10 protein-coding genes and 1 pseudogene are annotated in these 11,727 nt (G+C 70.2%); 8 read left to right on the top strand and 3 right to left on the bottom strand.

The window, feature by feature from the left end; genetic code table 11:
• Both ACWD26_RS37400 and ACWD26_RS37395 read left to right on the top strand, forming a co-directional pair.
• Positions 1-201: pseudogene (locus ACWD26_RS37400) on the top strand (ABC transporter permease); the annotation flags it as partial.
• A gap of 68 nt (positions 202-269) precedes the next feature.
• Positions 270-1,754: an NAD-dependent succinate-semialdehyde dehydrogenase gene (locus ACWD26_RS37395; protein ID WP_451277034.1), complete on the top strand. Its 1,485-nt coding sequence runs from the start codon at positions 270-272 to the stop codon at positions 1,752-1,754.
• Positions 1,755-1,985: 231 nt separating this feature from the next.
• Here the strand turns inward: ACWD26_RS37395 and ACWD26_RS37390 are convergent, their stop codons facing one another.
• Complete coding sequence (locus tag ACWD26_RS37390; protein WP_451277032.1) at positions 1,986-2,888, bottom strand: LysR substrate-binding domain-containing protein; 903 nt, start codon at positions 2,886-2,888, stop codon at positions 1,986-1,988.
• 111 nt (positions 2,889-2,999) lie between these two features.
• Here ACWD26_RS37390 and ACWD26_RS37385 point away from each other — a divergent pair, with 111 nt between their 5' ends.
• The 6 genes from ACWD26_RS37385 (at position 3,000) to ACWD26_RS37360 (ending at position 8,850) form a co-directional block, all read left to right on the top strand.
• Entirely contained in the window at positions 3,000-4,199 is a 1,200-nt protein-coding gene (locus ACWD26_RS37385; RefSeq protein WP_451277030.1) for a four-carbon acid sugar kinase family protein, read from the top strand.
• Positions 4,196-5,185 (top strand): 4-hydroxythreonine-4-phosphate dehydrogenase PdxA, encoded by a 990-nt coding sequence (gene pdxA, locus ACWD26_RS37380; protein WP_451277028.1) that lies wholly within the window; start codon positions 4,196-4,198, stop codon positions 5,183-5,185. The genes ACWD26_RS37385 and pdxA overlap by 4 nt, the downstream gene beginning before the upstream one ends.
• Before the next feature lie 44 nt (positions 5,186-5,229).
• Positions 5,230-5,889, top strand: coding sequence for a HisA/HisF-related TIM barrel protein (locus tag ACWD26_RS37375; protein ID WP_451277026.1), 660 nt, complete (start codon positions 5,230-5,232; stop codon positions 5,887-5,889).
• Positions 5,890-6,083: 194 nt separating this feature from the next.
• On the top strand, positions 6,084-7,223 hold the full coding sequence (gene solA, locus ACWD26_RS37370; RefSeq protein WP_451277024.1) for an N-methyl-L-tryptophan oxidase: 1,140 nt from the start codon (positions 6,084-6,086) through the stop codon (positions 7,221-7,223).
• Between the two features lie 18 nt (positions 7,224-7,241).
• A complete protein-coding gene (locus ACWD26_RS37365) occupies positions 7,242-8,213 on the top strand; it encodes a succinylglutamate desuccinylase/aspartoacylase family protein (RefSeq protein WP_451277023.1) in 972 nt (323 codons plus the stop codon).
• A 175-nt stretch (positions 8,214-8,388) separates the two neighbouring features.
• On the top strand, positions 8,389-8,850 hold the full coding sequence (locus ACWD26_RS37360; RefSeq protein WP_451277021.1) for an Lrp/AsnC family transcriptional regulator: 462 nt from the start codon (positions 8,389-8,391) through the stop codon (positions 8,848-8,850).
• A 69-nt stretch (positions 8,851-8,919) separates the two neighbouring features.
• Here ACWD26_RS37360 and ACWD26_RS37355 read toward each other — a convergent pair whose 3' ends face one another.
• Positions 8,920-10,350, bottom strand: coding sequence for an aldehyde dehydrogenase family protein (locus ACWD26_RS37355; protein WP_451277019.1), 1,431 nt, complete (start codon positions 10,348-10,350; stop codon positions 8,920-8,922).
• Entirely contained in the window at positions 10,343-11,431 is a 1,089-nt protein-coding gene (locus ACWD26_RS37350; protein WP_451277018.1) for a homoserine dehydrogenase, read from the bottom strand. Before ACWD26_RS37350 ends, ACWD26_RS37355 begins: the two co-directional genes overlap by 8 nt.
• Positions 11,432-11,727 lie beyond the last annotated feature (296 nt).

Genomic DNA, 11,727 nt, shown 5'->3' with positions numbered 1-11,727 from the left:
CTGCCGGTGCGGGTCTACAACTCCCTCACCTTCGAGATCGACCCCAGCGTCACCGCCGTCAGCGCACTCCTGACCGCCTTCGCCATCCTCGCCCTCGGCCTGGTGGCCCTGGTCCGCTGGATCGGCTCCGGACGACAGGAATCCCTGCTCTCGGTCGAGAACACCGTCGGCGTCGCCAACCCCGGAGGCGAGGCCGTATGACCACCACCGCCGCCACCGATCGTGCTCCCTCACCACACCATCCTGCGATCAGCGAAAGAGCCACGCGCATGACTGACACGCTCACCGCTCCTTCTGGGGAGTCGGCAGTCCTGGAATCCGTCCCCCGTGGCTTCCTCGCCCACGACTGGCAACCCGCCACCGGCGGTCGCACCTTCGAGGTGCGCAACCCCGCAACCGAGGAAGTCATAGCCACCGTCGCCGACTGCGGCGCACAAGACGCGCTGAAAGCACTGGACGCGGCGGCCGCGGCCGCCGACCAGTGGGCCCTCACCAGCCCGCGGGACCGGGCGAGCGTCCTGCACCGGATCACCGACTTCCTGATCGAGCACCGTGAGCGTCTGGCCCGGATCATCACCCTGGAGATCGGCAAGACGATCACGGAAGCCCGGGGCGAGGTCGACTACGCCGCAGCGTATTTCCGCTGGTACGCCGAGGAGGCGGTCCGCCCCCACGCACGCAGCACGCCTTCCCCCGACGGCAAGAGTCACATCGTCACCGTCTCCGAACCGGTCGGGCCCTGCCTGCTCATCACCCCATGGAACGTGCCGCTGGCCATGGCCGCCCGCAAGGCAGCCGCAGCCCTCGCCGCCGGCTGCACCGCCGTGCTCAAACCGGCCGCGCTCACCCCGCTGTCCTCCCTGATACTGGGCGAGCTGGCGCGCGAGGCCGGCGCGCCCGCGGGTGTCCTGACCGTGATCACCAGCAGCGACGCGGCAGCGGTCACCACGGCGTTGTTGGCCGACCCCCGGCTGCGCAAGCTGTCCTTCACCGGGTCCACCCCGGTCGGCAGACTGTTGCTTCAGCAGAGTGGTGCGCGGGTGCTGCGCACCTCGATGGAGCTGGGCGGCAACGCGCCGTTCCTGGTCTTCGACGACGCCGACCTCGACCTCGCGGTCCGCGAAGCGATGATCGCGAAGATGCGGCTGGGCGGTCAGTCCTGTGTCGGGGCCAACCGGTTCCTGGTCCAGGAGGGAATCGCCGACGCGTTCGCCGCCGCGCTGGCCGAGCGCATGGCCGCCGTTCGGGTGGGCTCGCCGGACCTGGAGGACACCGAGCTCGGCCCGCTGGCCGACCACCGTGCGGTGGCCAAGGTCCGCCACCTCGTCGAGGACGCCGTGGCCCGTGGTGCCGTCGTCATCGGCAAGGCGGACATCCCTGACGGGCCGGGCCACTATGCGGCCCCGACCGTGCTGGACCACGTCCCCGCCGACGCCGCGATCATGCACGAGGAAGTCTTCGGACCCGTCGCCGCCATCCACCGGTTCTCCACCGAGGCCGAGGCCATGGCGGTGGCCAACGACACCGAGCACGGCCTCGCGTCGTACGTGATGACGTCCCACATCGACCGTGCCCGCCGGGTCGCCGCCCGTCTGCAGGCCGGAATGGTCGGCATCAACCGCGGGCTGGTCTCGGAGGTCGCGGCGCCCTTCGGTGGGGTCAAGCAGTCGGGCCTGGGCCGCGAGGGCGGACCCGAGGGCCTCCACGAGTACCAGCAGCTCAAGTACCTGTCCCTGCCCGGCTTCAACACCTGAGCAAGGCGGACTCCAGCGCAGGGCTGCCCACGCCGCACCTGTCGATCGGTCGCACATGCGGTACTGCCGGCGCGGGGAATGCGTATACCTCTACCTCACCCCGGCGGCCGGAATCTTCCGCCGCCAGGTCGCGATGATGGCGGTAGGGGCTCTGCCGCAGTAGATCCGGTACTTGCTGCGGGCGGCAACCTGACGGGACACCCAGCACCGAAGGTGCGGCCGGTCCAGTGGTCACACTGGTTCGGAATCGTTTTCGAGCTGGCTCGTCCTGGCCCGCAGCCATGCCGTCAGCCGGCGGACGCGTCCGTCTCGCTCGGGTGATTGACGGCTGAGGAGGTGGTAGCTGGTGCCGTCGGGGACGAAGCCGAAGGGTGCGACGAGTTGCCCTCGCCCCAGGTCGTCGCGGGCGACGGCATACGGGGCGATGGCGACCCCGACGCCGGCCGCGGCGGCCTGGAGGGTCAGATAGAAGTGCTCCAGGGTCTGCTGGGAGGCGGGCTCTGCTTTCATGCCGGTGATACGTCGCCAGTCGTCCCACGCGTGCGGCCGTGTGTCGGTGTGCAGAAGGGTTACCTGCGATACGCCGGCGGCGCCGGTCAGGCGGGTCGCGAGATCGGGCCGGCAGACGGGTCCGATCCGCTCGGCGAACAAGCGCATCCGGCTCGCCTCTTCGGGGAACGGGAAGTCGTCCCGGCGGATCGCGAGGTCGATGTTGTCCCGCTCGAAGAAGACAGGGCCGCCGCCTGCGGACAGGTGGACGGCGACGTCCGGCACGTTCACGGCCAGATCGGGGAGCCGGGGAATGAGCCATCGCATCAGGAGTGTGGGCTCACACGAGAGGGTGAGCGGTCCTGCGGGTGTGCGGTGTGCGATCTGCCGGGCTGCCGCATCGATCTGATCGAGCGCGTCCCGGACGACGGCCGCCAGCTGGCGAGCCTGAGGGGTCGGGCGCAGGGCGCGTGTCTGTCGCTCGAACAGTGATGTTCCAAGGGACCGTTCCAGATTCTGGATCTGTCGGCTCACCGCGCCGTGCGTGACGTGCAGTTCCTGCGCCGCCGCGGTCATGCTCGCGTGCCGGACGGTCGCTTCGAAGGGCAGCAGCGTGTTCAGAGGAGGAAGGGCCGACCATCGCATGCGTGAACTCTACTCACAAGTCTTGTGAGAATGAATCGTTTGTCCTGCTCCTTCACCTCAACGACCATTGATCTGGTCACAGCAAGCGTGGCGCTGAGGGAGAGGTGGGGCATGACATTCCGCGACGACGTGCGGCGGGGTATCGCCATCCTGGCGGATGACCTCACCAGCGCAGGGGACGGTGCCGCGCCGTTCCGCCAGGTCGGTCACGACGCCCGGATCCTGCTCACGCCCACGGCGGGCGTGCCACGGCACGCCGTGGGCGTGAGCGCGGTCGACCTCGGGAGCCGGGTGCTGGACGAGGAGGCCGCCGCTTCGCGTACGTGGCGTGCGGCCCGCCTGTTCGCCGGCTCGGAGTTGCTCTTCAAGACGGTGGATTCCACCCTGCGCGGTCATGTCGCGGCAGAGGTCCGGGCCGCATGGGCGGGATCGCGGAGGCGGGCCGTCGTCATCGCTCCTGCCTTCCCCGCGGAGGGCAGGGTGACGGTGGAGGGTGTCCAGTACGTGCGGGGCGTACCGGTCCACGAGAGCGACTACGCCCGCGACCCGGTACACCCCGTGCGGTGCTCGGACCTCGCCGCGCTGTTTCCGGAGGCCGTTCTCGGTCAGCCGGACCGGTCAGCCGAGCTGCCCGAACTGATCGGGAACGGTGACCTGATCGTCTGCTCCGCCGCCGAGGACGGCGACCTCGACCGTCTGGTGGCAGCGGTGCCGCGACTCGACGAAGTGTTGTGGGTCGGCTCCCCAGGTCTGGCGGCCGCCCTGGCCCGAAGGTGTGCACGCGCTGCGGACAGCGCTACGTCACCGCCCGCCCCGCCGCCGGTCCGCCGTCCGCTGATCGTGGTCGGCAGCACCAACCCGGCGACCCGACGGCAGTTGGCCGAGCTGCACACCAGGGTGGACGTCCAGGGTGTCACCGTCAGCGTCGATCCGGCCCCGGCCGTGGAGACGCTGCGCGGCCTGACGGCCCCCGTCCTCACCCTGCGGACACCCGATGAACGCCACACGCCACAGACCGCACACGTACTCGCCCGCTCCCAGGCAGCAGTCGTCAAGGCGCTGACCGAAGACCGCACGGTCGACGCCCTCGTCATCACCGGGGGAGAAACAGCCACCACCGTGCTCCAGCCCCTCGGCGCCACCGGCATCGACCTGCTCGACGAACCCGAACCCGGCGTCGTCCGCGGATCCCTGACCGGCCCCCTCCCCCTTCCCGTGCTGATCAAGGCAGGCGGCTTCGGCGACGACGCCCTGCTCCTGCGCCTGTGCCACCTCATCCGACAACGCCCCGACCCAGGAGAGCACGCATGACTCCGATCGCCCTCACCATGGGCGACCCCTGCGGAATCGGCCCCGAGATCACCCTCAAAGCGTGCGCCGATACCGGGCGCACCGTGCCCGTCGTCGTCATCGGCGACATCGACGTCCTCGACCGCGCCAACAAGATCGCCGACACCCGGCTCGCGCTCCGCCCCATTTCATCGGTCGATGAGGCGGTGTTCGCACCCGGCACGGTGGACGTCCTCGCCGAGAACGGCCTTCCGGCCGGCCTGCCGTGGGGCGCACTCGATGCCCGAGCCGGAGCGGCGTCCTTCAGTTACGTCCGCCGCGGTATCCAGCTCGCGATGGCCCACGAGATACGGGCTCTGGTGACCGCGCCGATCAACAAGGAAGCACTGCGCCTGTCCGGCGTCCCCTACCCCGGGCACACCGAGATCCTCGCCGACCTGTCCGGCACCACGGACTACGCGATGATGATGGCCACCGACGAACTGCGGATCGTCCTGGTCACCGTGCACCAGTCACTGCGCACCGCGATCGACGCGATCACCACCCCGCGCGTACTCGACATCATCCGCCTCACCCACCGCACACTCCAGCGCAGCGGCCTGCCCGCCCCCCGCATCGCCGTCGCCGGCCTCAACCCCCACGCAGGGGAGAACGGCCTTTTCGGCCGCGAGGACCTGGACATCATCACGCCCGCCATCGAGACCGCGCAGGGCGAAGGCATCCAGGCCAGCGGACCCTGGCCCGCCGACACCGTCTTCATGCGAGCCCGCGCCGGAGCCTTCGACGCCGTGGTCGCCCAGTACCACGACCAGGGCCTCATCCCCGTCAAGTACCTCGGGATCGAACACGGCGTCAACATCACCATCGGCCTGCCCTTCGTCCGCACCAGCGTCGACCACGGCACCGCCTTCGACATCGCCGGTCTCGGCACGGCCGACCACACCAGCCTGCTCGCCGCCCTGACCCACGCCGACCGCCTGTCCGCAGGGGCACCGGACCGCCCCTGACCCACGGCTCACATCAGCCCGGGAACAGAAAACCGAAGGACACCATGGACTTCATCTTCATGCTCACCCGCGACGACCGCACCGTCACCGACTGCCTCGACGTCCTCGACACCATCGAGAACCTCGGCATCACCCACATCGGATTCAAAGACATCGGCGTTGACCCCGACACCCTCGCCCAGCTCCACACCCGCATCAAGGACATGGGCGCCACCACCTACCTCGAAGTCGTCAGCACCCACCGGGACCAGGCTCTCGCCTCGGTACGGACGGCCACCGAACTCGGCGTCGACTGGCTGATGGGCGGCACCTGGATCGAGGAGACCCTCAACTTCCTGCACGGCACTTCCATCGGCTACCTGCCCTTCGCCGGAGAACCCCTGGGGCACCCCACCCGCCTCGCCGGCGACCCGGACCGCATCGCCGATGACTGCCGACGAGCGGAGGCCGCCGGCTGCGCCGGCGTCGACCTCCTCGCGTACCGCGCCACCGATGCCGACCCCCTCGACCTGGTCCGCGCCGCCCGCGCCGCCACCACCGGCCGACTGGTCATCGCCGGCTCCATCACCAGCACCGACCAGATACAGGCGCTCGCATCAGCCGGGGCCGACGCCTTCACCATCGGATCCGCCGCCTTCCACGGCTCCCTGCAGCCCCACGCCGGCACCCTCCGATCCCAACTGGCCTCCGTGGTGGGTCTGTAGTCAGAGCCAACCCGGGACCTCTTGACTCCCTCCGAAGTCGCTGCCATTCTCTGTGCCAAATAATAGCATGATATGCCACATTGTGGCACAGCGCCGGGCGTTGGGGCCCAAGGGTGCACCCTCTCCAAGTCGCCACCAAGCGTCCTCACGCTCAGGGCCCAACTTGCGGCCCGGCGATACGAAAGGAAAGTCCTGTGTCAGCTGCCAGGAAGCGCGTCGCCGTCGTCGGCGTGGGAACGATGGGCAGCCAGGCCGCCTGGCGGCTGGCGGCCCGCGGCGCCGAGGTCGTCGGCTACGACCGGTTCGCCCCCGGCCACGACCGCAGCGCCGCCGGCGGCGAGACCCGGGTCTTCCGCAGTGTGCAGACCCACGACGGCCGCTACGTGCCGCTCGTCCGGCACGCCGACGCCCTCTGGAAGCAGTTGCAGTCGGAGACCGGGCGGGAACTGCGCCGCCTGACCGGAGCCCTGGTCATGGGGCCGGCCGACGACCCCGAGATACGAACCGTCATGGACGGCATCGCCGAGCACGGCCTCGACCACGAGGTGATCGACACCGAGGCGATGGCCAAGCGTTTCCCGCAGTTCCGCGTCGACGACGGCGACCTGGTGGTCCTCGATTCCCACGCGGGCTTCGTCCGCCCCGAGCTGACGGTCCAGACCGCGGCCCGGCGCGCCGAGGAGCTGGGGGCCCGGATCCGCCGCTACACCCCGGTGCGGGAAGTCACTCCCGTCGCCGGGGGAGGCGTGGAGATCCGCACCGACACCGACACCGAGCGCTTCGACGCCGCGGTCGTCACCCCCGGCCCCTGGGTGGGTGACCTGCTGCCCGACCTGCCATGGGAAGTGAGCGTCTACCGCGCCATCAGCGCCTGGTTCCTGCCCCACGAGGACCACCCGGCGGACGCCGAGCGTCCCGCCTTCATCCGCTGCGGCGACATCCCCTTCTACGGCATCCCGTCCCCGGACGGCCTGACGGTCAAGCTCGGCCTGCCCCAGCCCCACCACAAGCCCGTGGACGACCCCAACCGGCTGAACCGGACCGTCGCACCGGAGGAACTGGAGACCTTCACCACGGCGGTGCGCCGCCACCTGCCCGGCCTGAACCCCGACCCCGTGCGCCTGTCCGTCTTCATGGAGGGCTACACCGACAGCACCCTCCCGCTGGTCGGCCCCCTGCAGGGCTGCGACGACATCGTCCTGCTGGCCGGCTTCTCCGGCCAGGGCTTCAAGATCTCGCCCGCCATGGGCGACATCGCCGCGGACCTCGCCCTGGAAGGCCGCACCTCCCAGCCGATCGACTTCATCACCACAAACGGCCGCACCGCGGCCTGAGCCCCAACGAGGAAAGCCATGACCCTGACCATCGGCCCGCTGCGTGCCGAGCCCGGCCGGAAGACGCGCGGCGGCCTGTCCGCCGACCTGGGCACCACGACGGTGGAGGTGCCCCTGATCCTCGTCAACGGCTCCCGCCCGGGCCCGAGGGTCGTGATCACCGGCGGTGTCCACGGTGGCGAGTTCATCCCCGTCGACGCCACCACCCGCCTGGCCGGGCTGCTGGAACCGGACGAGATCGCCGGCCAGCTGGTGATCTGCCCCGTGTCCAACCCCCCGGCCGTCTACGGGGGCAGGCTCAACATCTCCCCGCTGGACGGCGTCAACATCAACCGCGTCTTCCCCGGCGACAGGGACGGCGGTCCCACCGACCGGATGGCGGCCTGGCTGTTCGAGAACCTGATCGACGGCGCCGACGCCTACGTGGACCTGCACAGCGGCGGCATCGACCAGCACCTGCTCGACTTCGTCGGCTACCGCCTGACCGGTGACGACGAGTTGGACGCGAAGAACAGGGGAATGGCCCACGCGGTCGGATACGAGCGGGTCATCTTCGGCACCAGCCCGGACGGCGGCAACAGCCACGCCGCCGCGAACCGGCGTGGCATCCCCGCGATCCTCGTCGAGACCGGCCAGCTCGGCGACCGCGACCCCGCCACCGTACGCAGGCTCCTCGACGGCCTGTACCGGCTCCTGCACCACCTCGGCGTCCTCGAGGCGCCGCAGCACCTCGCACCGGTGACCGTGCAGCCGCGCGACTGGATCTGGACGGGCGAGGTCGAGTCTCCGGCCGCAGGCCTCTGGTACCCGGACGCGGTCACCGGCGACGAGGTCACCGAGGGACAGACCATCGGCCGCATCATCGACCCGGTCGACGGCGCCGAGCGCAAGGTCGCCGCCGTCTCCACCGGAACGATCATCTACCACATGAACGGACTCTCCGTCCGCCCCGGCACGCACCTCGCCGCCATCGCCGCCCCGCACGACTGACGGCCTCATGCCCACCCATTGAACCGTGGCCGGCGGCAAGCCGGCCACCGCGACCGGCTGATCGCTGTCGGTGGGTGGCTGGAGAAACACACCGACGAGCACACCCTTGTCTCGGGTGATCTCGCCGAAGCGAGCCGGGATGCCGAGGGACGATTCGCGAAGGAGACGGTCGACCGTGGACGCCATCGACGAGAAGATCATCACCGAGCTGACCCGCAACGGCCGCATCGCGCACGCCGAGCTGGCCGGCAAGGTGCTGCTGTCCCGCAACGCGGTGCGCCAGCGCATCGAACGGTTGGAGCGCCAAGGCCACATCGCCGGCTACACCATCGTCCGAGCGGGCGCCGATACCGGCAATGTCGTCTCGGCGCTCGTCCTCGTCTACCGCCAGGACCGCATGCGCGGCGGCGACGTCCTGGCCGCACTCAAACGCATCCCCGAGGTCGTCATCTGCGAGATCCTCAGCGGCGACTTCGACATCATGGTGCGCCTGGAAGCGGCCTCGCTGGAACGCGTACGGGGCATCTGGGAGGACATCGCCCAGATGCCCGGCGTACGGGACACGGTCACCGCCCTCACCCTGTCCGGTGTCGTCAACCGCCCGCGAGGAGCGCGGAGTTCGACGGAGCCGGGGTGAGCAGCGCATCGGCAGGTCCTCGCCGGTCACCGTTCGGTGCCATGGGTTCGCGCTCGGTGCGGAAGGCGGTCATTGGACCACGTCGGTGATGTGGTTGACGCAGACGACCTTGGGCTGGGTCATCTCCTCGAAGGCGAAGCGCACGCCTTCGCGGCCCATGCTGCCGTACTTGAACCCGCCGAACGGCATGGCGTCGAAGCGGTAGTCGGAGGAGTCGTTGATCATCACTCCGCCTGCTTCCAGCAGCCGGGCCGCGGTCAGGGCGCGGTCCAGACGGGAGGTGAAGATGCCCGCATGGAGGCTGTAGTCGATGGCGTTGGCCTGCTCGATGGCGTCCTCGAAGGACGTGAACGGCTGCAGCACGACGACCGGGGCGAACACCTCCTCCTGCCAGATCGAGCAGGCGGCCGGGACGTCTTCCAGGACGGCCGGCGTGTACAGGGCGCCGGTGGTGTCGTTGCCGCACAGCAGTACCGCGCCCTGGGCCACCGCCGTGTCGACCTTGGCCCGGGTGGCGGCCGCGGCCTGCTGGGTGATCATGGGGCCGACGTCGGTGCGCTCGTCGAGGGGGTCGCCGACGCGCAAAAGTTTGGTGCGGGCGACGAAGGCGTCGCGGAAACGGTCGTAGACCTCGGCGGCGATGAGGATCCGCTGGGTGCCGATGCAGTTCTGGCCCGCGGCCCAGAACGCGCCGGAGACGCAGGAGGCGACGGCCTCGTCCAGGTCGGCGTCGTCCATGACGATGACCGGGGCGTTGCCGCCCAGGTCCATGGCGAGCTTCTTCAGGCCGGCGGTGCGGGAGATGGCCTCGCCGGTGGCGAATCCGCCGGTGAAGGACACCATGCGCACGTCGGGGGCGGCCACGATCGCGGCGGCGAGGTCGGCGTCGCCGTTGACGACGGTGACGATCTCCTCGAGGAGGCCGGCCTCGATGAGGGTGTCGACCAGGCGCAGCGCGGACAGCGGGGTCAGGGCGGAGGGTTTGAGGATGACCGCGTTGCCGCCGGCGATGGCCGGGCCGAGTTTGTGGGCGACCAGGTTGAGGGGGTCGTTGTACGGGGTGATGGCGGCGATGATGCCGAGCGGTTCGCGGGTGAACCAGCCCTGCCGTTTCTCCGAACCTTCGTGGGAGTCGAAGGGGATGACCTCGCCGGCATTGCGCCGCGCCTCGGCCGCGGACAGCGAGAGGGTGTTGACGGCGCGGGAGACTTCTTTGCGGGCCTGGGCGATGGTCTTGCCGGCCTCGCTGACGATCAGCTGGGCGAAGGACTCGGTGCGCCGCTCGATCAGGTGGGCGGCGCGTTCCAGGACGGCGGCCCGGGAGGCGCGGGACAGCGCGGCGGCGGTGCGGCGCCCGCATCTGGCCTGCTGCAGGATGCCGCCGACGGCGCCCGCGTCGACGGTGGGGACCGAGGCGATGACCTCGCCGGTGTAGGGGTTGTGCACGGGCGTGGCGTCGGTGCCGAGTTCGATGCCGGGGGGCACGGCGGTGTCAGACACGGTGAGTCTCCTGGAGAGCGGGGCGCGTGGGGGCGGTGTCGTCGTCGGCGTGGCGCTGGTGGATGGCGATGATGTCCGACAGCAGGGCGTAGGCGGTCTCGATGCGGCCGGCACCCGGCCCCGAGACCGTGACGGTGCCGAGGAGGTCGGTGTGGAAGGCGACCGCGTTGACCGGGCCGGAGATGCCGGCGAGCGGGTGCTGAGCGGGCAGGGCGAGCGGGGCGACGCGGGCGTCGACGCTGCCGTCCTCGTGGCGGGTGGCGGAGCCGACCAGCTTCCAGCGCAGCCCCTTCGAGGCGGCGTCCCGCACCTCGTGGGGGGTGATCGCGGAGATGCCCTCGCAGAAGACGTCCTCGCGGCGCAGGTCGGCACCGAGGACCTCGTTGGCCAGGATCATGACCTTGAGCTGGACGTCGTGGCCCTCGATGTCCGCGGTGGGGTCGGCTTCGGCGTAACCGAGTTCCTGGGCTTCGGCGATGGCGGCGGAAAGCTCGATGCCCTCTTCGAGGCGGCCGAGGATGTAGTTCGAGGTGCCGTTCATGATGCCCTGGACACCTGTGATCTCCAGACCGCCGAACATGCGCTCGGCGGTGCGAAGGATGGGGGTGCCGCTGAGTACCGAGCCCTCGAACTCGAAGCTGACACCACGCTCGGCAGCCAGCCGCCTGAGAGCCCCGCCGGCGAGCGCGACCGGACCCTTGTTCGTGGTGCACACGTGCTTGCCCGATTCCAGGGCCCAGCGCACATGGGACAGGGCGGGCTCGCCGTGGGCGGGGTTGGTGAACGTCGCCTCCACGACGATGTCGGCCGGGACCTCGCGGATCACCCACTCGTTACGCGGATCCGCGCTGCCGCCGGCAAGGCCCGCGAAATCCAGCTCCCCCGGCTCGGCGGCCAGCAGCGGCGCCAGATCGATGCCGTCGGTGTCCACCAGGGAACCGGCCCGCAGATCGGTGATCGCCACCACCCGCAGGGCGAAGCCCAGCTCCTTGGCCAGGCGCTCCCCGTTCCGGGATATGAGCTCGGCAAGCGCGCGGTTGACGCCTCCGAACCCGATGAGGGCGAGATCGTATCGGCCCATGAGACTACTCCTTCACAGTCCGCCGCCTTCACGGTGCGGCTGCTCAGAGCCTCGCTTCTCCGCCTGTCACCTGCTCCATGCCGCAACGACCACGACGCATGCCGATGTGCACCGTTGCGACGACGATTCGCCCACCCCGGGTCCGACTCGTCTGCTGTCGGGAATCAGCTGGTCGGCAGGAGAACGACGCTACTGTCGCGGACGGCCCCGTGCGCGACGATGCCGGCCCATCCGGTGTCACGCGCGGTGGGGGAAGTCCTGTGCACTGAAACTCCAGGGCGTTGTGTCAAGGGCCA

Source organism: Streptomyces sp. NPDC002787 (assembly GCF_053592095.1).
The sequence above is the reverse complement of the archived record's forward strand: the minus strand, read 5'-3'. Positions and strand labels throughout refer to the sequence as shown.

Excerpts from the sequence above, each read along its gene's own strand:
- ACWD26_RS37395 (WP_451277034.1), top strand. The coding sequence starts at position 270 with ATGACTGACACGCTCACCGCTCCTTCTGGGGAGTCGGCAGTCCTGGAA.
- ACWD26_RS37390 (WP_451277032.1), bottom strand. The coding sequence starts at position 2,888 with ATGCGATGGTCGGCCCTTCCTCCTCTGAACACGCTGCTGCCCTTCGAA.
- ACWD26_RS37385 (WP_451277030.1), top strand. The coding sequence starts at position 3,000 with ATGACATTCCGCGACGACGTGCGGCGGGGTATCGCCATCCTGGCGGAT.
- pdxA (WP_451277028.1), top strand. The coding sequence starts at position 4,196 with ATGACTCCGATCGCCCTCACCATGGGCGACCCCTGCGGAATCGGCCCC.
- ACWD26_RS37375 (WP_451277026.1), top strand. The coding sequence starts at position 5,230 with ATGGACTTCATCTTCATGCTCACCCGCGACGACCGCACCGTCACCGAC.
- ACWD26_RS37365 (WP_451277023.1), top strand. The coding sequence starts at position 7,242 with ATGACCCTGACCATCGGCCCGCTGCGTGCCGAGCCCGGCCGGAAGACG.
- ACWD26_RS37350 (WP_451277018.1), bottom strand. The coding sequence starts at position 11,431 with ATGGGCCGATACGATCTCGCCCTCATCGGGTTCGGAGGCGTCAACCGC.